Genomic DNA, 20,141 nt, shown 5'->3' on the forward strand with positions numbered 1-20,141 from the left:
CTGGTGTGATACTTCGCAGCCATCGCGCCGCGCCCCGTCGTGCCGCGTCACTGCGCCCCTGTACCCCTACGGAAACGGCATCCAAGCCCATGGCCTCGGTCAATTCCCTCGCTTCCACGCTCCGGCAGCAGCTCGCGGACGCCCTGACGGCAGCACTGCCGGACGCCGGCGCCGCGGACCCGCTGCTGCGACGAAGCGACCGGGCCGACTTCCAGGCCAACGGCATCCTCGCCCTGGCCAAGAAGCTCAAGGGCAACCCGCGCGAGCTGGCCGCCCAGGTCACCGCAGCCGTCCCGGCCGGTGGTCCGGTCAAGGAGATCGAGGTCTCCGGCCCCGGCTTCCTCAACATCACGCTCAGCGACCGGGCGATCATCGAGACGCTCGCCGCGCGCGACGCGGACGACGAGGGCCGCCTCGGCGTCCCGTACAACAGCGCCGCGGGCACCACGGTCATCGACTACGCCCAGCCGAACGTGGCCAAGGAGATGCACGTCGGCCACCTCCGCTCCGCGGTGATCGGTGACGCGATGGCGCAGATCCTGGAGTTCACGGGCGAGACCATGGTCCGCAGGCACCACATCGGTGACTGGGGCACCCAGTTCGGCATGCTCATCCAGTACCTGATCGAGCACCCGGGCGAGCTGAACCACGAGGGTGACGGGCGCGAGGGCGACGGCGAGGCCGCCATGTCCTCCCTGAACCGCCTCTACAAGGCGTCCCGCGCGCTCTTCGACTCCGACGAGGAGTTCAAGGCCCGCTCCCGCGACCGCGTCGTCGCGCTTCAGGCCGGTGACGAGGAGACCCTCGCCCTGTGGCAGCGCTTCGTCGACGAGTCGAAGATCTACTTCTACTCGGTCTTCAACAAGCTCGACATGGAGATCCGCGACGCCGACATCGTCGGCGAGTCCGGCTACAACGACATGCTGGCGGAGACCTGCCGCCTGCTGGAGGAGTCGGGCGTCGCCGTCCGCTCGGAGGGCGCGCTCTGCGTGTTCTTCGACGACGTGAAGGGCACCGACGGCGAGCCGGTGCCGCTGATCGTGCAGAAGTCCAACGGCGGTTTCGGCTACGCGGCGACGGACCTCTCCGCGATCCGCGACCGGGTCCAGAACCTCAAGGCGTCCACCCTGCTGTACGTGGTCGACGCGCGGCAGGCCCTGCACTTCAAGATGGTCTTCGAGACGGCCCGCCGGGCGGGCTGGCTGAACGAGGACGTCAAGGCCGTGCACCTCGCCTTCGGCACGGTGCTCGGCAAGGACGGCAAGCCGTTCAAGACCCGTGAGGGCGAGACGGTCCGGCTGGCGGACCTGCTGGACGAGGCGATCGACCGGGCGTCCGCCGTCGTGCGCGAGAAGGCCCAGGACCTCACCGAGGAGGAGATCGCGGAGCGCGCCGCACAGGTCGGCATCGGCGCGGTGAAGTACGCGGACCTGTCCACGTCGGCCGCCCGCGACTACAAGTTCGACCTGGACCAGATGGTGTCGCTGAACGGCGACACCAGCGTGTACATCCAGTACGCGCACGCCCGTTCCTGCTCCATCAAGCGCAAGGCGGGCGACCTGAAGCCGCAGGCGCACCCGGAGCTGGAGCTGGCCCCGGCCGAGCGCGCGCTGGGCCTGCACCTGGACCAGTTCGGCGAGGTCGTGGCCGAGGTCGCCGCCGCGTACGAGCCGCACCGCCTGGCCGCGTACCTCTACCAGCTGTCGTCGCTCTTCACGACGTTCTACGACCAGTGCCCGGTCCTGAAGTCCGACGTCCCGCAGGACGTGGCCGAGAACCGCCTCTTCCTCTCGGACCTCACCGCCCGCACCCTGCGTCAGGGCATGGAGCTGCTCGGCATCAGGACCCCCGAGCGCCTCTGACCGGGGCCGTCAGCCGCCTAGCCCTCCACTGCCAAAAGCCCCACCGCTGTCGTCCTTGGGTACGTCCTTCGGCGAAGAGGGCCGGTTGATCTCATAGGGGCTGAGACCTTCCCCGAAATCATCCGCAGCCCTCAAGTTTTCGCTGCTTCGGGAGGGATGTTCGGCCCGTGGTCCCGGCTGTTGCAGCCGGGACCGACGGCGCGCGTCCCACCGGGCGAGGCCAAGCAGTACAGCGACTACGGCCACCGCTATACCGAGGGGGAAAATCCAGCGCACAGCCGAAGCAGCCAGCGTGATGTCACTGATGGGCACCCGAATCACAAAGTCGCTCATCTGGCCCACGTCCTTCCTGAGGGGATTCCACCGCTCACAAAGCGAGGCGGAGGCTTCCGCTCATGGGAGAGAGCCCGCGACGGCTGGAGCTGCGGGAGACCCCGATCCCGCCGCCCTGACGGGATCAATCCCGCGGGACCCGCCTGAACCGGACGTCTGGCAAGGCTCAAGCTCCCTGACAAGTCTACGGCGCGGAGCGTACGAGGACCGCTCAGTGCGCGGCGGGGGTATCAGCGGCCGGAGCGCCACCTACCCGGGAGTGAGTGCACGCCTGTGCCGCTCTCGGGGGACGGCGTTCCACCCGGTCGGTCTGAGAGTGCCCGGCACTCTTATTCCCACTCCTTGGTCACCCACTGGGCCGTGTCATGCTGGTACATGTACTTCGGCCGCGCCTGGATGCTGCTGGTACGGAACGGCTTCCCGCCGTCGTCGATGCGCAACGTCCCCTTCCGGTCGCCGCTGCTCCACTCCAGCTCCAGGTACCAGCTGACATCGTGCCCTTCGACATGGGCGTCGAGGTCGAACACCTCCACATCGGTGGAGGACACCCGGAACGGGAAGTCCTTCGGCGGCACCCGCGTGTCCCCCTGCTGCCCCGCCACCGGGGTGAGGGTCGGCCGGCCGTCGTCGAGATCGATATCGAAGGACTGCGGGGTGATGCCGCTCCCGCAGCCCTCCCCCATCGAGTACGCCGACCACGCCAGCGGCGCCTTCCGGGACAGCGTCCGCACATGCAGTCCCTTCAGCACGACGGCCTGCTCCGACTTCCCCTGCACGGTGAGTTCGAGCAGCATCCTGCCGCCGTCCACTCCGCCGAGCGCCCTGGCCCAGCCGCGGGTGTCCTGCGGCGGGGGCGGCGGAGGCACGTCCTCCGGCTTCTGGTCCAGCACGTAGTGCTGGCCACAGGGCTCTTGCCAGTTGTACGAGCTGATGGTGGCGCTCAGCGGCACGCCCCCGCTCTGCGGCCCACCCGACCCGGCTCCCGTGCCGTGCCTCCTGGGCGTGGCCGAGGCGCCGCCGGACGGCGGGAACGAGACGGTCGCCGAGCCGGACGGTACCGGCTTGCCCGACTTCTTCGCCCCGTCGGGCGATGCGGTGACGCTGGCGTCGAAGCCGGGTTGGACGCGCGCGTTCCCGTCCGGGTCCTTCGCGTTCACGGCGGGGACGTCGCTGAGATCGCCGGTGTCCTTGCCCGACAGATTGCTCACGACCATCGAGGTCGGCACGGTCAGCGCGACAACGGCGACAGCCGCGAGCAGCACGCGCGCCCGCGGGGAGGACAGGAACCGCCGGGGCCGGCCCACCTCGGCGGCAACGATCGTGGGTTCGGGCTCGGGTTCCGCTTCGGAAGCGGGCACGGATGCGGACGTGGGCATCGACTCAGCCACGGGCGCGGGCGCGCCACCACTGTTCCCGCCCGCTTCCACGTCCCGGCCCTCCGGCGAATCCCCGACCCCGGCCCCGCCCCCTTCCCCCGCCTCGGAGCCACGGACCGCCCCCGGAACCGGGTCCGCAACCGCACCTCGCACCGGCTCCGCAGGAACAGGAGCAGGAACAGGGACAGGAGCAGCCGCGGCAGGGCGTCGCCGGGCCGCGTCCGCCACGATCCACCGCCGGTGCAGCTCCACCAGTTCCTCCGGGGTCGCCGCACACAACCGCGCCAGCCGTTCCACCGGGGCGTACTCGTTCGGCACCGCATCACCGTTGCAGTACCGGTGGAGCGTCGACGTGCTGACGTGCAGTTTCCCGGCGAGAACCCCGTAGCTGCGCCCCGAACGGTCCTTCAGTTTCTTCAGCAGAGCCGCGAAATCCCCGGCCTCCGGCGTCGCCACTTCGGCGTTCCCCCTCCTGGTCCGTCCCGGAACACCGTTCCAGGGACGTGGAATCTGCCCAGGTCAGCGTACGCGCAGGCATTCCAGCTTCCCCAATGGTCCGTTCGGCGTTGCGACCGGAATCCGACGTCCCGCAATCTGTGACCACACCGCAGAACCACCGGGACGACGCAATGCGAACCCCCTTCCGCATCGAACCCATCGATGCCGTGGCCATCGGCGTGTTGATCGTGGCGACCGCGATCGTGGTGTACCTGAGCTGCCGTCACTGAGCTGCCTCACCACCGCGCCGCACACGGCCTCAGCCCACACACAGACCGCAGACCGCAGATCTCAACTCGACTCTGCTCGAACCAACTCACGGGGAGTACCTTCACCATGCGCAGCAACCGCTTCCGCACCACCGCCCTCGCCGCCACCGCACTCCTGGCCGCTCTGTCCCTCACCGCCTGCACCGGCGACGACGAAGCCGCCGCCGGAAAGGCGGGCGCCGCCGCTCCGGCGGCGAGCAGCAGCGACCAGAAGTCCTCCACCACCGGCTCGGACACCGGCAAGACCGCCGACGAGAACGCGAAGGACACCGGCGGCACGCCCAACACCCCCGCCGAGAACGCCGTCGGCTCCTCCAAGGGTTCCACCTCGACCAGCTCCGGCAGCGGTACGGGCAACGCCGGCACGAACAGCGGCAACAGGGGCAACACCAACCGCACCCCCGTCACCTGTACCGGTGACAACACCAAGGTCACCGTCAGCAAGGTGAGCCGTCCCATCAACCACCTGCTGCTCACCGCGACCAACACGGGCTCCCGCCCCTGCTACGCGTACCACGCGCCGGCGCTCCGCTTCGACGACGCCCAGGCCGCCTTCCCGGTCCTCCGCGACAGCATCCCGCAGGCCGTGGTCACCCTTGAGCCGGGCCAGTCCGCCTACGCCTCCATCGGGCTGTTCGGTGAGTCCGACGGCACCGACCTGAACAAGAGCACGCACCTGACGGTGTACTTCACCGGGAAGAGCAACTCGGGCTCCACAGGCTCCCCGGCGGAATTGAAGCTCCCGGCCGACACCGTCTGGGGCAACAACGGCTTCGTCACCTACTGGCAGAGCGAGATGGACGACGCCCTCACCTACTGAGCAACCTCGTACACGGGGCCGAAAATCGTAGGTCGGCCCGACAACTCGCCATCCCCCAAGGGGCGGTAGATCCTAAGATCTGAGAATCGAGGCCGAGGACCAAGACCCGAGGGGACGGCGTGCGTACAAGAACGGGTGGCAGGCCGGCGGCATCGCGTCGCATACGCGCCACGATGGCCACCTCGGTCGCGGCAGCCACGGTGGTGATCGTGTCGTTGACACTTCTCACCGGGTGCGGCAAGGCCACGGGGTATCACGACGCCGTAGGCGGGGAGTCGGGCAGTCCCAGCCCGACTCCCAGCGTGAACCCGTCCTACGGCGCGCTGTACCTCGACGACGACGAATGCGCGGCCCCCGAGTCCGGCCAGGGCAAGGAGTCGCAGGCGTACCGCGAGGTCCCCTGCGGCGCCCCCGAGGCCACCGCGCAGGTCACGCTCCGGCTGGAGAGCGGCAGCGCCACCCCCTTCTCGGAGACGGTCTGCGCCCCGAACACCGACTTCGTGATCGACGTACCGGTCAGCCTCGCCGCATGGGAGCACACGCAGCCGACCGGCGAGGGGTACGCCTGCATGCGCAACCTCAAGCCGCCGCACCCCGGTGATCCGGGCGGAGGCGGCGGGCCCAGGATCGAGATCGGCGACTGCGTGCACAGCGATCCGAAGGAGGGGGACGCGGTCACGGAGGCCGCGTGCCGGACCAAGGGCCGGAAGGACGGCGCCACCCACGAGATCGTCGAGATCCTCAAGGACCGGATCCTGGGCGGCTTCAGCGATCCGTGCGACTCCAAGGCCGACGCCGTATTCACCGAGAATCCCCTCTTCGACTCCGACAAATTGAAGAACGAGCGCGTCCTGTGCGGCAAGAAGCTGTAGGACTGCGCCACGGGCCCGCCCCGCTTCGCCAGGCCCGCACCCCGTTCCCCGTTCAGTGGAAAACGATGGCGTGGCCGCCGACGACGCTCGCCAGGCATGCCCGGTAGAGCTGATACCAGGCGAAGCGCTCCGCTTCGAACGGCCCGTCAGCCGCAGGACCCACGGCCGGCCCACTCTCTCCCGAACCGGAGGGAACGCCCTCGTCGTCGAGGTCGATGCCGATCGACGACGCGATGCCCGATAGTTCAGCCAGCAGGCGCCGAGTGGATCCGACCATTCCGGCGCCCTCGACTTTCGCCTCGGCAGGGAGGAACAGCGGATCGCCGAAATCGACCGGCACGTAGTAGCCGGAGTTGTCGGAGTGGCAGAGCAGATGGGAGGCGAACATCAACGTCTCGTCCCGAACCTTCTCGCAGTCCAGGTCGTACTGGTGCCTGCTGACCGCCAGCGCCGCCGTGACAGGTTCACCGAGGTTCGTGAGCACCAGAATGCGGCGCAGTTGGGTCAGATATCCGTACGGGAAGCCACCGGAGAAGGTATGGGTGCGAGGCGGATCGGTGAGCTCCGGTTCGTGCCAGCTGATTCCCTCCGCCATGAGCGCCTGACTGAGGCGGGCGAAGGCATGGCGGTGATGGTCGAGCCCCTCGGCGTCATGACGAGCCTGGTCGTAGAGGAGCCCGACTGATATCGAAAGTCCCATGGGGCCACAGCGTAGGGGTGACCTCTGACAACGCCTTCGCCCCGACCGTCCGGGCCGTTCCGGGTAAAGTCCTCACACCCCGAACTCGCACCACACGACCTTGCCCGGGTCCCGCTCCGCCACTCCCCACCGGTCGGCCACCGCGGCGACGATCAGCAGCCCCCGCCCCGATTCCCCCTCCGGCCCCGGCCCCGGTCCCGCCCCCGACCCCCGTACCACCGGCTGCCCGCTCCCGCTGTCATGCACTTCCACCCGCAGGACCGCCCCGCCCTCCCGCAGCAGCAACCGCACCACATACCCACGCCCCGGCGGCACTCCATGCACCAGCGCATTGGTGGTCAGCTCGCTCACGCACAGCAGTACGTCGTCCAGCCGCGCCCCGAACCCCCAGTCGACCACGGCGGCTCGCACGAACTCCCGTGCAGCGGGCACCGATCGGCGCTCCCGCCGACAGAACCGCTCGCGCAGCAACGAGAGTTGCATCGTCTCATTCATGAAACGAGAGTCACACCCTGTGACTACGCTGCCACAGTATGCGCATCCGTACTCCTTCGTTGTACGAGCGGTGCGCGCGTGACGTACGCACAACGGTGGGAGTTCGATTCGTATGCACCCCAGGAAGCGGCAGCGCAAGAACGCGTCGGCGATGAAACTCGTGGGCAAGCTCGTCGGTCTGTACCGCGTCGCGAACGGCCTGACCCAAGCCCAACTCGCGGACCGTGTGGGCCATCAGGTCGACACGATCGCCTCCATCGAACAGGGACGGCGCTCACTCCTGCCCGATCTGGCAAGCCACCTCGACCAGTTGCTCGGCACCAAGGGCGCGCTGGAGATGGCGGTGGGGAACATGCCGGAGGTGGACCTGATCCCGGCATGGGCCGAGCAGTACCTGGATCTGGAGCATGACGCGCTCGCCCTGTCCTGGTACGACAACCAGGTACTGCCGGGGCTGCTCCAGACAGCCCCGTACGCCGAAGCGGTCTTCCGCAACCGCGTCCCGGTCTTCAGCGAGGAGGAGATCGCGAACCAGACGGAGGCCCGCCTCCAGCGCCAGGAGATCCTGCACCGCTCCTCGCCCCCGACCATCAGCTTCGTCGTCTGGGAACCGGTTCTGACGCTCCAACTCGTCGACGACGAGGCGCACAGGGAACAGCTCCGCCATCTACGGGCCTGCGCCGGGCTCCCCGGCATCTGCTTCCAGGTGCTGCCACTGAACAGCCGTACCCACGCGGGCCTCAACGGCCCCTTCACCCTGTTGGAGACTCCGGACTTCCAGCACATCGCCTACTCCGAGACCCAGCGCGGCAGTCTGCTCGTTTCCGACCCCGACGAGACCAGCATCCTCGCTCAGAAGTATGCGATGCTGCGAGCCCAGGCCCTCAGCCCCAAAGACACCGTGGGCCTGTTGGACCGTCTGCTGGGAGAGCGATGAGCAGCACACTTGAGTGGTTCAAGTCCAGCTACAGCGGCGACGAAGGCGGCGCCTGCCTCGAAGTCGCCTACGACTGGCGCAAGTCGAGCTACAGCGGCGACGAGGGCGGGCAGTGCGTCGAGGTTGCCGCCCACCCCGCCGCCGTCCACATCCGCGACTCCAAGAACCCCGAAGGCCCCGTCCTCACCCTCACCCCCACCACCTGGGCAGCCTTCACCACCCACGTCAGCGCCTGAACAACCGGCCAGGGGCGCACGAACGAGGTCCGGGCCGGCCGCCCTCCGGCCCGCCGCCGAACCGGCTCGGGCCCGGCCCGCCCCGACCCCACAACCACGCACCACGCACCACGCACCGCTGCAAGCCCGGCCCCTCAGTCCCGGAATCCTGTCGAGGGGAGCCGTGAGCATCAGCAGCACGCACATAAGTGGTTCAAGTCCAGCTCCAGCGGCAGCGTCGTGACCCACGCGCGCCCGTAGACCGCGCCCCTGGTTCGAGCGCGGCTGTCAGTGACCGCCCGTACGCTCGGCACCATGGCGACGCTCCCGAACCCGCTCCCGTCCCTGGCCACGTCAAGGCTCCAGCTTCCGCCCGGCTCGCTGGTGGATGCCACGATCGACGGCACCTGGCACGAACCGCTGCTCTGGTACACCGACGCGCCCGTGGTCCCCGGGGACTGGTCCCGGTTGCGCGCGGCCGGGCGGCCCCTCGGGCTGCTGCCCGTACTGATCGACGGCGGCCGGCACAACCAGTGGTTCGAGGACTGGGACCTCAACCCGGAGGGCACCTCGTACCCGGGCGACCACGACGCCGCCGAGGTACTGGCCGAGTACTGGGCCGAGTGCGCGCCCGAAGAACTCGACGCCGCACACGCCGAATGGCCGGGCCTGGCCCCCGCCCCGGCCGACACGGGCTCCACCCGGTCCCCCGACGGCCTGGCCGCCGAAATGGCGGACATGTGCACCGGCCCGGAGGGCTGGTTCCCGAGCGTACGGGCGGCGCTCGTCCCGGCCCGGCGCAGCGCGGACGTCCTCGCGGCGATCGGCTGGTCGGGCCCGCTCAACTACGAGAACGACGTGGCCCGGCTCAGCGCGGTGCTCCGCTCCTGGGAGGACCGCTACGGCATACGGGTCCTGATGCTCGGCTTCGCCACCCTGACCGTCACCGTCGGCCGCCCGCCCACCACCCTGGACGAGGCACGGGCGCTCGCCGCCGAGCACTTCGCGTTCTGCCCGGACAACATCAACCAGAGCCCGCCCTACGACCTCGACGACTACGCCAGGAGCAACCTGCTCGACCAGTCCACCTGGTCGTTCTGGTGGGACTGACCCGGGCCCTGCGCCGCCCGCCGGTCCCCGACCGTCTCGGCTTCGTGGCGCAGCCCACGACCGTGCGCTGTCTCGGGTAGCCGGTGCCCCTCGCCGGGGTGTCCGTCGGGTGGCCGCACGCACGGGCGTGGACGATCAGTGAGGGTTCGAAGGCGCGGTCTGTTGCTGGCGCTGATCGCGCTGGTGACGAGCTGGGTCCTCCGGCGGCGCAGACCACCGGCGCGGCCTCGCCCTCGCGGTCACCGCCCCCGGTGTCGTGCTCCTCGCGACCCTGATGTTCACGGCCATGGTCGACTGGCCCTGACGGAGAAACACTTCTGAAGCCCGGAGGATCCCGCCCCCATGCCGCAGCCCGCGAGCGATCTCCCCCGCGTCGTCGAGGAGTTCCGCGCCCTGCCCGTCGACGACGACCGCAGGCGGGCGATCGTCGCCGAGCTGGGCACCGACGACACCGCCGTCGAGGCCGCGTCCTTCCTGGCCTCCGTCGTCGCCGACCCGCACGAGTACGACCTGGCCCGGGTGGAGGCCGCCACGATCCTGCGCCTGTGGCCCCCGCCCGATCCCGTCACCGCCCGCACGGTCGCACGGGCCTTGCTGGCCGCGCTCGACGACCTGGACGAGGACCTGGTCCGCCAGTACGCGGTCCATGCGCTCGGCTCCTACGCCGACGACCCGGCCGTGCACGAGACCCTGGCCGCCGCCGTGCTGAACAACGGCCAGGACGGCGACAGCGCAGGCGACGACGCAGACAGTGGCGAAGACGTCCTGGTCCGCTACAACGCCCTCGCCGCCCTCGAAGAGGCGGGCCCCAGCGAGGCCCGCGCCGGCATCCTGCGCGCCCTCGCCCGGGACCCCGAACTCGGCCGCTCCGCGGTCCGCGTCCTCACGTCCTGGGGCCGCACCCCCGACGGCCCGGCATAGGCGGCGGGCCCCCGGGACGGCGCACGACCCCGCTCCCGTGAGCGGCTCCGCTCCGCCGGATGCGTGCCGAGGTCCACGCGGAGGTCCACGCCGATCCGTACCGCGAGCATTACGGCGCATGACCCCCGGCGTCACGGGCGGCATTCGCACGCCACGCACGCCGCGCACGCCGCGCGCACGCAGACAGACGGACAGACGGACGGGCAGACGGACAACGGGGCTGTACGACCGGGAGTCCGCGGGCCTCAGGTGCTCTCGCCCACGGCCCGCCGCTCCGTACGCGCGGCGAAAGGGCCGGGCTCAGCGACCGCCCAGCCGCTGCGCGACCTCCGTCGCCCAGTACGTCAGGATCATCTGCGCGCCGGCCCGCCGGATTCCCGTCAGGCTCTCCATGATCGCCGCGTCCCGGTCGATCCAGCCCTTCTCGGCGGCGGCCTCGATCATCGCGTACTCACCACTGATCTGGTACGCGGCGACCGGCACGTCCACCGCTTCGGCGACCTTCGCCAGGACGTCCAGGTACGGGCCGGCCGGCTTGACCATGACCATGTCGGCGCCCTCTTCGAGGTCGAGCGCCAGTTCGCGCAGCGACTCACGGGTGTTCGCCGGGTCCTGCTGGTACGTCTTGCGGTCGCCCTTCAGCGACGAACCGACCGCCTCGCGGAACGGCCCGTAGAACGCCGAGGAGTACTTCGCGGTGTACGCGAGGATCGACACGTCCTCGTGGCCCGTCTGGTCCAGTGCGTCCCGGACCACCCCGACTTGGCCATCCATCATGCCGCTGGGGCCGACCACATGGGCGCCCGCGTCGGCCTGGACCTGCGCCATCTCGGCGTACCGCTCCAGCGTCGCGTCGTTGTCGACCCGGCCGTCGGCGGTCAGCACGCCGCAGTGGCCGTGGTCGGTGTACTCGTCCAGGCACAGGTCCGACATGACGACGAGGTCGTCACCGACCTCCTCGCGCACCGCCCGCAGAGCGACCTGGAGGATGCCGTCCGGGTCGGTGCCCGCCGTGCCTCGGGCGTCCTTCTTGTCGTCCGCCGGTACGCCGAAGAGCATGATCCCGGAGACCCCCGCCGACACCGCCTCGGCGGCGGCCTTCCGCAGCGTGTCCAGGGTGTGCTGGTACACCCCCGGCATGGCCGAGATGGGAACGGGCGCGTCGACGCCCTCGCGTACGAACGCGGGCAGGATCAGGTCCGCCGCGTCGAGCCGTGTCTCGGCGACCATGCGCCGCATCGCCGGGGTCGTCCGCAGCCGCCGGGGGCGGGAGCCGGGGAAGTTTCCGTACACAGTCATGCTTCGAGACTAGACCCGTACACACCACCGGTTTACCGACACCTGCACCGGAAAAACCACCGGCATCCCGGCCCGGCAGAGCGCCCCGGAAACGCCGCGAGGGCCGAAGACGCCGGGCACTCCGGAAACGGCGGGGCCGCCGCGAGCGCCGGGAACGGCAACGGGCGGCCCGGCCGCCGAAGCAGCCGGACCGCCCGTTCCGTACAACATGCCGCGGTCTCGCGAGAGGCGTTCTCGTACGCGTCAGCGCGACAGCGGTACCCCGGGTACCCGTACGCGTCAGCGCGACAGCGGTACCCCGGGTACCCGTACGCGTCAGGTCGTCGAACGACGCCGCCGCGCCCCCGGACGCCGCTCGCTCGGCCGCGTCACCGGGTCGCCGGCCTCCTTCGCCGCCTCCCTGCGCCGCGCGCCGAACTCGGCGAGTGCCTCGGCCAGCTTGTGCACCGAGGGTTCCGGCGACAGCACGTCGACGCGGAGCCCGTGCTCCTCCGCGGTCTTGGCCGTCGCCGGGCCGATGCATGCGATGACCGTGACGTTGTGCGGCTTGCCCGCGATGCCGACGAGGTTCCGGACCGTCGACGACGACGTGAAGAGCACCGCGTCGAACCCGCCGCCCTTGATCGCCTCGCGGGTCTCGGCCGGCGGCGGCGAGGCGCGGACCGTGCGGTACGCGGTGACGTCGTCGACCTCCCAGCCCAGGTCGATGAGGCCCGCCACCAGCGTCTCGGTGGCGATGTCGGCGCGCGGCAGGAAGACCCGGTCGATCGGGTCGAAGACCGGGTCGTACGGCGGCCAGTCCTCCAGCAGACCCGCGGCGGACTGCTCACCGGACGGCACCAGGTCCGGCTTCACGCCGAAGTCGACGAGCGCGGCGGCGGTCTGCTCGCCTACGGCCGCGACCTTGATCCCGGCGAAGGCACGGGCGTCGAGCCCGTACTCCTCGAACTTCTCCCGGACGGCTTTCACGGCGTTGACGCTGGTGAAGGCGATCCACTCGTACCGGCCCGTGACCAGGCCCTTGACCGCGCGCTCCATCTGCTGCGGGGTGCGCGGCGGCTCGACGGCGATCGTCGGGACCTCGTGCGGCACGGCACCGTATGAACGAAGCTGGTCGGAGAGCGACGCCGCCTGCTCCTTGGTCCGCGGGACGAGCACCTTCCAGCCGAACAGCGGCTTGGACTCGAACCACGCGAGCTGGTCGCGCCGGGAGGCGGAGCTGCGCTCACCGACCACGGCTATGACGGGGCGGTGCCCCTCCGGCGACGGCAGCACCTTCGCCTGCTTCAGCACCTGCGCGATCGTCCCGAGGGTCGCCGTCCAGGTGCGCTGGCGGGTCGTCGTGCCGGCCACCGTCACGGTCAGCGGGGTGTCGGGCTTGCGGCCCGCCGCGACCAGCTCACCGGCTGCCGCGGCCACCGAGTCGAGCGTCGTCGAAATGACGGCCGTGGCATCGCTCGCGCCGACCTCGCCCCAGCAACGGTCCGAGGCGGTACGGGCGTCCACGAACCGGACGTCCGCGCCCTGCGCGTCCCGCAGCGGCACACCGGCGTACGCGGGCACGCCCACGGCCTCGGCGACACCCGGCACGACCTCGAAGGGGATACCGGCGGCGGCGCAGGCCAGCATCTCGGCACCGGCGTCCGCGTCCAGCCCCGGGTCGCCCTGGACCGCACGGACCACCCGCTTGCCGCCCTTCGCTGCCTCCATGACAAGATTGACCGCATCCCTGAGAACGGGGACCCCGACGGCGGTTGACTGTGCGTCAACGACCGTCAGCTCGGGTGTGCTCACGCCTGCCCGCGCATGGCAGCGAACGACCCCGAGGACGTCCGCCTCGGCGACAAGGACGTCCGCGCTCGCAAGCGCCTCGACGGCGCGCAGGGTCAGCAGTCCCGGATCGCCGGGGCCAGCGCCCAGGAAGGTGACGTGCCCGTGGGCGGACACGGCCGGAAAGTCGGATGCGGCGGGGCCGGTGGGGCTCAAAGTGCTCGCTCCCCGATAAGACCGGCCGCACCCTTGGCGAGCATCTCGGCCGCGAGTTCGCGACCGAGCGCCGCCGCGTCGTCCTGCGACGTGGGAACGGGACCGGTGGTGGACATCTGCACCAGCGAGGAACCGTCGGTGGAACCGACGACACCGCGCAGGCGCAGTTCGTTGACAGCCTGCCCGTCGCTCTGGAGGTCCGCCAGCGCACCCACGGGTGCGGAGCAACCGGCCTCCAGGGCGGCGAGCAGGGCACGCTCGGCGGTCACGGCGGCCCGGGTGTACGGGTCGTCGAGCTCTCCGAGCGCGGCGACGAGGTCGGCGCTGCCGACAGCGCACTCGATCGCCAGTGCTCCCTGGCCGGGAGCGGGCAGGAGGGTGTCGGGCGACAGGAAGTCGGTCGCCTCACCGGTCCGGCCGAGGCGGCTGAGCCCGGCCGCGGCGAGTACCACCGCGTCCAGCTCCCCGCTTCGCACAAACCCGATACGCGTGTCGACGTTGCCCCGGATCGGCACCGTCTCGATGTCGAGGCCGTGGCTGCGGGCGTACGCGTTGAGCTGCGCCATGCGGCGCGGCGAGCCGGTGCCGATGCGGGCACCGGACGGCAACTGCCCGAGGGTCAGCCCGTCCCGCGCCACCAGTACGTCGCGCGGGTCCTCGCGCACCGGTACGGCGGCCAGGACGAGGCCCTCGTGCGGAGTGGTCGGCAGGTCCTTGAGCGAGTGGACGGCGAAGTCCACGTCGCCGCGCAGCAGCGCCTCGCGCAGCGCGGCGACGAACACACCGGTGCCGCCGATCTGCGAGAGGTGCTCGCGCGAGACGTCGCCGTAGGTGGTGACCTCGACGAGCTCGACGGCCCGCCCGGTCACCTCGCTGACCGCGTCGGCGACCAGGCCGGACTGAGCCATGGCGAGCTTGCTGCGCCGGGTGCCCAGCCTCAGCGGCTTGGCGGCATCCGTGCCCAGGGGTGAGTTGTCGGTCATGACCGCCCTCGATTCGGGTCGTTCAGGTCTGCCCGGGAGACGGCGGCGACCGTCTGCGGGTCGAGGTCGAAGAGTTCTCGGAGCGCGTCGGCGTACCCGGCGCCGCCGGGCTCGCTGGCGAGTTGCTTGACCCGCACGGTGGGCGCGTGCAGGAGCTTGTCGACGACGCGGCGCACGGTCTGCGTGATCTCGGCGCGCTGCTTCGTGTCCAGGCCGGGGAGGCGCCCGTCGAGCCGGGCGATCTCGCCCGCGACCACGTCGGCGGCCATCGCGCGCAGCGCGACGACGGTCGGGGTGATGTGGGCGGCCCGCTGAGCGGCACCGAAAGCGGCCACCTCGTCGGCGACGATGGCGCGCACCTGGTCCACGTCGGAGGCCATCGGGGCGTCCGCGGATACCTCGGCGAGCGACTCGATGTCGACGAGGCGCACCCCGTCGAGGTGACCGGCGGCGCCGTCGATGTCACGCGGCATGGCGAGGTCGAGCAGGGCGAGGCGGACGGGAGCGTCGCTCCGGGCGGACGCGGTGGACCGGCGAACGGTCTGCCGCACCGCGCCGTCGGCACCGTTCTCGACCTGGGCGGCGTGCCGGTCGGACTCGGTGGACGGCCGGGGGACCCACGCTCCGGACGACACCCCCTGGAGCGGCTTGTGCTCCGGCTCGGGCGCCGCCTCGTGCTCCGGCTCACGCGAGGCCGCGGTCTCGTGCTCCGGCTCGTAGGGCAGGCCGAGCGCCCCGGCGATGGCCTCGGCGGTCAGCACCAGACCCGTCGCGCCGGTGCACGAGACGACGAGGTCGGCACGTGTCAGTTCGTCGGGGACCGCGGCCATCTCCACGGCGCGCGCGGCCACTCCGGTGCCGCCGGGCTGAGCCAGGATCTCGACGAGCCGGTCGGCACGGGCCCGGGTCCGGTTGGCGACGGCGATCTCGGCGACCCCGGTACGGGCCAGGGTGGCGGCGGCCAGCGAGGACATCGATCCGGCGCCGATCACGAGGGCGCGCTTGCCCCGGGCCCATGCGGAGACGTCCTCGCCCGCCGCGAGCTGTTCGAGACCGAAGGTGACGAGCGACTGCCCCGCCCGGTCGATCCCGGTCTCGCTGTGGGCGCGCTTGCCGACCCGCAGCGCCTGCTGGAACAGGTCGTTCAGCAGCCGGCCCGCGGTGTGGAGCTCCTGGCCCCGCGCCAGCGCGTCCTTGATCTGGCCGAGGATCTGCCCCTCGCCGACGACCATCGAGTCCAGCCCGCACGCCACCGAGAAGAGGTGGTGGACGGCCCGGTCCTCGTAGTGCACATAGAGATATGGAGTGAGTTCGTCCAGACCCACGCCGCTGTGCTGGGCGAGGAGGGTGGACAGCTCGGCGACGCCCGCGTGGAACTTGTCCACGTCGGCGTACAGCTCGATGCGGTTGCAGGTGGCCAGCGCGGCGGCCTCGACCGCGGGCTCCGCGGCGAGAGTGTCCTGAAGGAGCTTGGCCTGCGTCTCACTCGCCAGCGAGGCCCGTTCCAGCACGGAGACGGGGGCGCTGCGGTGGCTCAGCCCTACGACGAGAAGACTCATGCCGGCATCACGGCGGGCATGTCCCCGTCAGGTCCCTTACGGCCTTCGGCGGCCGGACGCACCGGCGCCGCTTCCGCCTCCCGCAGGGGCGGCACGACCACGTCCTGGGCGACCCCGGCGGTGCCCTGACCGGCCTCGCCCGTGTCGTCGACCGACTTGCGCTGCTCGTGGAAGGCGAGGATCTGGAGCTCGATGGAGAGGTCCACCTTGCGGACGTCGACACCGTCGGGCACGGAGAGCACCGTCGGCGCGAAGTTCAGGATGGAAGTGACGCCCGCGGCGACGAGCCGGTCGCAGACCTGCTGCGCGGCACCGGCCGGAGTCGAGATGACGCCGATCGAGACCCCGTTGTCCCGGACGATCGTCTCCAGGTCGTCGGCGTGCTGCACGGGGATTCCGGCGACGGGTGTCCCGGTCAGCCCGGGATCGGCGTCGATCAGGGCGGCGACCCGGAAACCACGGGAGGCGAAGCCGCCGTAGTTGGCGAGCGCGGCGCCGAGGTTACCGATGCCGACGATCACGACCGGCCAGTCCTGGGTCAGCCCGAGCTCGCGGGAGATCTGGTAGACGAGATACTCGACGTCGTACCCGACCCCGCGCGTCCCGTAGGAGCCCAGGTAGCTGAAGTCCTTGCGCAGCTTGGCGGAGTTGACCCCCGCCGCCGCGGCGAGTTCCTCGGACGAAACCGTGGGGACCGAGCGCTCGGAGAGCGCGGTCAACGCGCGCAGATACAGCGGAAGCCGGGCGACGGTGGCCTCGGGAATTCCTCGGCTACGGGTCGCCGGTCGGTGAGTTCGGCCAGTTGCCACGGTGCTCCTGCGGGATGAGCGGGGCTGTAGGCGGCCGTGTTTCGCATGACCGCCCCGTCGAATGCAGGCTATGTCTTTGTGAACGTGTGCACAAAGATAGTGTCCGTTTTGTCCGGTCAACGTGACCGGGGTCACGCACTTTCGTCGCGCGATCCCGGAACCGGGGACGGCGTCAATCCGTTGCAGACCCGAAGGGGGCAAAGCGGCACACACTCCTCACTACCACTCCCCCGAGACCACTCAAAACGCCCATGATGGTAACCGGGTTTCACTCACGAACCCAGTGCGTCGCGCAGCCTCCCCGGGTCCACCCGCCAGAACGTGTGCTGTTCGCCGTCGATCAGGACGACCGGGATCTGCTCCCAGTACGCACGGTGCAGCGCCTCGTCCTGCGTGATGTCCTTCTCCTCCCAGGAGGCGCCGGTCTGCGCGCACACCTCCCGCACCACCTCCCTCGCGTCGTCGCAGAGGTGACACCCCGGCTTGCCCACGAGGGTCACCGTCCGGTCGGCGGGGTTCTTCTTCGTACGTCGGAACATCGCGCTCATGCACTCATTCTGCGCCGCACCACCACGCCGTCCCGCCCGGCATGCCGTCCGGCGCCCCGCCCCGCATCGCACCCTTGCGTCTCCCGGAACCCCTTGCGTCTCCCGGAACGCGGACCACGCCCCGCCTCGGTCCGTCCACGCCCCACCCCTCCGTCGACGAAGCGACGGTCAAAGAGTTCACGGCACGGCATCCCCGCAGGCCGGGAAGGGTCGAAGCACATGGCTATGCTCACGACATGGCCGCTCTTGGATGGCTCACACCCCGTAGACGACCGGCGACAGCACGGAGCGTGCTGGCAGGCGAGGCCGCAGCCGAGGCTGCGCGGAAGTCCGCCCTGCGCAGCGAACACCCCGACGACGACCGGCCCTCCGCCACCACCGCCCCCGAATCCCCCGAAATCGCCGAGGCTCCGGACACCGGCCGTGCGAAAACGGCGAAGAACGCGAAGTACGCGAAGACCGCCGAGAAGCAGAAGAGCGCGGAGAAGGCCAAGAGGAAGGAAAAGGAACAGGAAAAGGGGAAGGAGAAAGTCGCGGGCAAGGAGAAGAAGCCCGAGGAACCCCCCTTCCCCGTCGCCGGTGACGACCGGGCCGCCGCCTTCTTCGACCTGGACAACACCGTCATGCAGGGCGCGGCGCTCTTCCACTTCGGCCGCGGCCTGTACAAGCGCAAGTTCTTCCAGCGCCGCGAACTGGCCCGTTTCGCCTGGCAGCAGGCATGGTTCAGGCTGGCCGGCGTCGAAGACCCGGACCACATGCAGGACGCCCGCGACAGCGCCCTGTCCATCGTCAAGGGCCACCCCGTCTCCGAACTGATGGCGATCGGCGAGGAGATCTACGACGAGTACATGGCCGACCGCATCTGGCCCGGCACCCGCGCCCTCGCCCAGGCCCACCTGGACGCCGGTCAACGGGTCTGGCTGGTCACCGCCGCCCCCGTGGAGACGGCCACGATCATCGCCCGGCGCCTCGGCCTGACCGGCGCGCTCGGCACGGTCGCCGAATCCGTCGACGGCGTCTACACCGGCCGCCTGGTCGGCGAACCGCTGCACGGGCCCGCCAAGGCAGAGGCGGTCCGCGCCCTGGCCGCCGCCGAGGGCCTCGACCTCGACCGCTGCGCCGCGTACAGCGACTCGCACAACGACATCCCGATGCTGTCCCTGGTCGGGCATCCGTACGCGATCAACCCGGACGCCAAGCTCCGCAGGCACGCCCGCGCCCGCGACTGGCGGCTGCGGGACTACCGGACGGGCCGCAAGGCGGCCAAGGTCGGCATCCCGGCCGCGGCCGGGGTCGGCGCCCTCGCGGGCGGCACGGCCGCGGCCGTCGCGCTGCACCGTCGCCGCCGCTGACACCGACGCGCCCGGACGGCCACCGCCCCGCCTTTCGCCGAACCGCCCACCGGCCGCACAGCCGTTCGTCGCTCATCGAATCGTTCACCGCCCGTCGGGCAGCGCCCGGCGGCGCCCGGACACGGCCCGATCGGGATTCCTTGCCCACCGACTCGGCCACAACGTTTCGCCACGCAGGCAAATCACGAAGTAATCCGATCAATAACCGGTCACGATGTGCTACTTGATGCGTCGATTACTAGTTACAGAAGCGACGTAATCGATGATTTGAGCAACTGGGTGTAGCACTGTCTGTACGAAGCGTTATTCTCCTCAGACGCATTCCGGAACCCCTGACTCACTACGACGAGTGAGGGTTTCGCACTGCACGTGATGGAAGCTCTGCCTCTGGGAGTCCCGTGTACCCACACGTCGGGGTTGACGCCTCGGGCCTGGCTACGCTGCGCGCATCGGTCGCCAACCTCTTGCGCGGCTTCGTCCCCACCGCGTACGCCGTACCCGCATTCGCCGCCTCCGCGCCTGTCGGCCCCTGCTACGCCATGGCCGAACGCGGTGCGGCGGTCGGAAGACGCGGCGGCCGCGGCGCAACAACCACGTCCACCGTCCGCCGTCCCACCGCCGACAGCGACAGCGCGCGCATGATGGAACTCGTCGAGCGCGCGCAGGCCGGCGAGGCCGAAGCCTTCGGCCGCCTCTACGACCAGTACAGCGACACCGTCTACCGCTACATCTACTACCGCGTGGGCGGCAAGGCCACGGCGGAGGATCTGACCAGTGAGACGTTCCTGCGCGCCCTGCGCCGCATCTCGACGTTCACCTGGCAGGGCCGCGACTTCGGCGCCTGGCTGGTCACGATCGCCCGCAACCTCGTCGCCGACCACTTCAAGTCCAGCCGCTTCCGCCTGGAGGTGACCACCGGCGAGATGCTCGACGCCAACGAGGTCGAGCGCAGCCCGGAGGACTCCGTCCTGGAATCCCTCTCCAACGCCGCCCTGCTCCAGGCCGTGCGGCGGCTCAACCCGCAGCAGCAGGAGTGCGTGACCCTCCGCTTCCTCCAGGGCCTCTCGGTCGCCGAGACCGCCCGCGTCATGGGGAAGAACGAGGGCGCGATCAAGACCCTGCAGTACCGCGCCGTCCGCACCCTGGCCCGGCTCCTGCCGGACGACGCCCGCTGAGCAGCCCTCCTCCCCTCCCCGG

The 20,141-nt window shown here is 70.6% G+C and carries 18 protein-coding genes; 9 read left to right on the forward strand and 9 right to left on the reverse strand.

Annotated features, from left to right (window positions below; genetic code table 11):
- The first annotated feature begins 89 nt into the window (after positions 1–89).
- Positions 90–1,862: an arginine--tRNA ligase gene (argS, locus tag ACGF2V_RS15475; RefSeq protein ID WP_362621730.1), complete on the forward strand. Its 1,773-nt coding sequence runs from the start codon at positions 90–92 to the stop codon at positions 1,860–1,862.
- Between the two features lie 662 nt (positions 1,863–2,524).
- Here argS and ACGF2V_RS15480 read toward each other — a convergent pair.
- Positions 2,525–4,027, reverse strand: coding sequence for a helix-turn-helix domain-containing protein (locus tag ACGF2V_RS15480; protein ID WP_362705948.1), 1,503 nt, complete (start codon positions 4,025–4,027; stop codon positions 2,525–2,527).
- 378 nt (positions 4,028–4,405) lie between these two features.
- Here ACGF2V_RS15480 and ACGF2V_RS15485 point away from each other — a divergent pair, with 378 nt between their 5' ends.
- Both ACGF2V_RS15485 and ACGF2V_RS15490 read left to right on the forward strand, forming a co-directional pair.
- Positions 4,406–5,158 carry a DUF4232 domain-containing protein gene (locus ACGF2V_RS15485; RefSeq protein WP_362621734.1) on the forward strand — a complete coding sequence of 251 codons (753 nt, stop codon included), beginning with the start codon at positions 4,406–4,408 and terminating at the stop codon, positions 5,156–5,158.
- Positions 5,159–5,367: 209 nt separating this feature from the next.
- A complete protein-coding gene (locus ACGF2V_RS15490; protein WP_362705945.1) occupies positions 5,368–6,030 on the forward strand; it encodes a hypothetical protein in 663 nt (220 codons plus the stop codon).
- 52 nt (positions 6,031–6,082) lie between these two features.
- Here the strand turns inward: ACGF2V_RS15490 and ACGF2V_RS15495 are convergent, their stop codons facing one another.
- Both ACGF2V_RS15495 and ACGF2V_RS15500 read right to left on the reverse strand, forming a co-directional pair.
- Positions 6,083–6,730 carry a hypothetical protein gene (locus tag ACGF2V_RS15495; protein ID WP_362705942.1) on the reverse strand — a complete coding sequence of 216 codons (648 nt, stop codon included), beginning with the start codon at positions 6,728–6,730 and terminating at the stop codon, positions 6,083–6,085.
- Positions 6,731–6,802: 72 nt separating this feature from the next.
- Positions 6,803–7,225, reverse strand: a complete 423-nt coding sequence (locus tag ACGF2V_RS15500) for an ATP-binding protein (RefSeq protein WP_362705940.1) — start codon at positions 7,223–7,225, stop codon at positions 6,803–6,805.
- A gap of 151 nt (positions 7,226–7,376) precedes the next feature.
- Here ACGF2V_RS15500 and ACGF2V_RS15505 point away from each other — a divergent pair, with 151 nt between their 5' ends.
- The 4 genes from ACGF2V_RS15505 to ACGF2V_RS15520 all read left to right on the forward strand — a co-directional run bounded on the left by ACGF2V_RS15505 (position 7,377) and on the right by ACGF2V_RS15520 (position 10,408).
- The gene (locus ACGF2V_RS15505; protein ID WP_362706281.1) at positions 7,377–8,162 is read left to right on the forward strand and encodes a helix-turn-helix transcriptional regulator; all 786 of its coding nucleotides are present in this window, start codon (positions 7,377–7,379) and stop codon (positions 8,160–8,162) included.
- Complete coding sequence (locus tag ACGF2V_RS15510; protein WP_362705938.1) at positions 8,159–8,398, forward strand: DUF397 domain-containing protein; 240 nt, start codon at positions 8,159–8,161, stop codon at positions 8,396–8,398. Before ACGF2V_RS15505 ends, ACGF2V_RS15510 begins: the two co-directional genes overlap by 4 nt.
- Before the next feature lie 294 nt (positions 8,399–8,692).
- Positions 8,693–9,487: a DUF4253 domain-containing protein gene (locus ACGF2V_RS15515; protein ID WP_362705935.1), complete on the forward strand. Its 795-nt coding sequence runs from the start codon at positions 8,693–8,695 to the stop codon at positions 9,485–9,487.
- A gap of 342 nt (positions 9,488–9,829) precedes the next feature.
- Positions 9,830–10,408 (forward strand): hypothetical protein, encoded by a 579-nt coding sequence (locus tag ACGF2V_RS15520; RefSeq protein WP_362621744.1) that lies wholly within the window; start codon positions 9,830–9,832, stop codon positions 10,406–10,408.
- A gap of 300 nt (positions 10,409–10,708) precedes the next feature.
- Here ACGF2V_RS15520 and hemB read toward each other — a convergent pair whose 3' ends face one another.
- The 6 genes from hemB to ACGF2V_RS15550 form a co-directional block, all read right to left on the reverse strand.
- Entirely contained in the window at positions 10,709–11,707 is a 999-nt protein-coding gene (gene hemB, locus ACGF2V_RS15525; protein WP_362705932.1) for a porphobilinogen synthase, read from the reverse strand.
- Between the two features lie 315 nt (positions 11,708–12,022).
- A complete protein-coding gene (locus tag ACGF2V_RS15530) occupies positions 12,023–13,693 on the reverse strand; it encodes a uroporphyrinogen-III synthase (protein ID WP_362621747.1) in 1,671 nt (556 codons plus the stop codon).
- Positions 13,690–14,676, reverse strand: a complete 987-nt coding sequence (gene hemC, locus ACGF2V_RS15535; RefSeq protein ID WP_362705930.1) for a hydroxymethylbilane synthase — start codon at positions 14,674–14,676, stop codon at positions 13,690–13,692. Before hemC ends, ACGF2V_RS15530 begins: the two co-directional genes overlap by 4 nt.
- Positions 14,673–16,235 (reverse strand): glutamyl-tRNA reductase, encoded by a 1,563-nt coding sequence (locus ACGF2V_RS15540; RefSeq protein ID WP_362705927.1) that lies wholly within the window; start codon positions 16,233–16,235, stop codon positions 14,673–14,675. Before ACGF2V_RS15540 ends, hemC begins: the two co-directional genes overlap by 4 nt.
- Positions 16,232–17,044 carry a redox-sensing transcriptional repressor Rex gene (locus ACGF2V_RS15545; protein ID WP_362621752.1) on the reverse strand — a complete coding sequence of 271 codons (813 nt, stop codon included), beginning with the start codon at positions 17,042–17,044 and terminating at the stop codon, positions 16,232–16,234. The genes ACGF2V_RS15540 and ACGF2V_RS15545 overlap by 4 nt, the downstream gene beginning before the upstream one ends.
- Positions 17,045–17,316: 272 nt before the next feature.
- Positions 17,317–17,592 carry a glutaredoxin family protein gene (locus ACGF2V_RS15550; RefSeq protein ID WP_073787230.1) on the reverse strand — a complete coding sequence of 92 codons (276 nt, stop codon included), beginning with the start codon at positions 17,590–17,592 and terminating at the stop codon, positions 17,317–17,319.
- 236 nt (positions 17,593–17,828) lie between these two features.
- Between ACGF2V_RS15550 and ACGF2V_RS15555 the strand changes: the two genes are divergently transcribed.
- Both ACGF2V_RS15555 and ACGF2V_RS15560 read left to right on the forward strand, forming a co-directional pair.
- On the forward strand, positions 17,829–18,944 hold the full coding sequence (locus ACGF2V_RS15555; protein ID WP_362705924.1) for an HAD-IB family hydrolase: 1,116 nt from the start codon (positions 17,829–17,831) through the stop codon (positions 18,942–18,944).
- 398 nt (positions 18,945–19,342) lie between these two features.
- A complete protein-coding gene (locus tag ACGF2V_RS15560; RefSeq protein WP_362621756.1) occupies positions 19,343–20,119 on the forward strand; it encodes an ECF subfamily RNA polymerase sigma factor, BldN family in 777 nt (258 codons plus the stop codon).
- Positions 20,120–20,141: the final 22 nt, after the last annotated feature.

The sequence above is a fragment of the Streptomyces sp. NPDC047982 genome (genome assembly GCF_043204165.1).
GTDB lineage: Bacteria > Actinomycetota > Actinomycetes > Streptomycetales > Streptomycetaceae > Streptomyces.

Bases quoted from the DNA above. Each gene is read 5' to 3' on its own strand.
- argS (WP_362621730.1), top strand. From the start codon at position 90: ATGGCCTCGGTCAATTCCCTCGCTTCCACGCTCCGGCAGCAGCTCGCG.
- ACGF2V_RS15485 (WP_362621734.1), top strand. From the start codon at position 4,406: ATGCGCAGCAACCGCTTCCGCACCACCGCCCTCGCCGCCACCGCACTC.
- ACGF2V_RS15495 (WP_362705942.1), bottom strand. From the start codon at position 6,730: ATGGGACTTTCGATATCAGTCGGGCTCCTCTACGACCAGGCTCGTCAT.
- ACGF2V_RS15500 (WP_362705940.1), bottom strand. From the start codon at position 7,225: ATGAATGAGACGATGCAACTCTCGTTGCTGCGCGAGCGGTTCTGTCGG.
- ACGF2V_RS15505 (WP_362706281.1), top strand. From the start codon at position 7,377: ATGAAACTCGTGGGCAAGCTCGTCGGTCTGTACCGCGTCGCGAACGGC.
- ACGF2V_RS15510 (WP_362705938.1), top strand. From the start codon at position 8,159: ATGAGCAGCACACTTGAGTGGTTCAAGTCCAGCTACAGCGGCGACGAA.
- ACGF2V_RS15515 (WP_362705935.1), top strand. From the start codon at position 8,693: ATGGCGACGCTCCCGAACCCGCTCCCGTCCCTGGCCACGTCAAGGCTC.
- ACGF2V_RS15520 (WP_362621744.1), top strand. From the start codon at position 9,830: ATGCCGCAGCCCGCGAGCGATCTCCCCCGCGTCGTCGAGGAGTTCCGC.
- hemB (WP_362705932.1), bottom strand. From the start codon at position 11,707: ATGACTGTGTACGGAAACTTCCCCGGCTCCCGCCCCCGGCGGCTGCGG.
- hemC (WP_362705930.1), bottom strand. From the start codon at position 14,676: ATGACCGACAACTCACCCCTGGGCACGGATGCCGCCAAGCCGCTGAGG.
- ACGF2V_RS15540 (WP_362705927.1), bottom strand. From the start codon at position 16,235: ATGAGTCTTCTCGTCGTAGGGCTGAGCCACCGCAGCGCCCCCGTCTCC.
- ACGF2V_RS15550 (WP_073787230.1), bottom strand. From the start codon at position 17,592: ATGAGCGCGATGTTCCGACGTACGAAGAAGAACCCCGCCGACCGGACG.
- ACGF2V_RS15555 (WP_362705924.1), top strand. From the start codon at position 17,829: ATGGCCGCTCTTGGATGGCTCACACCCCGTAGACGACCGGCGACAGCA.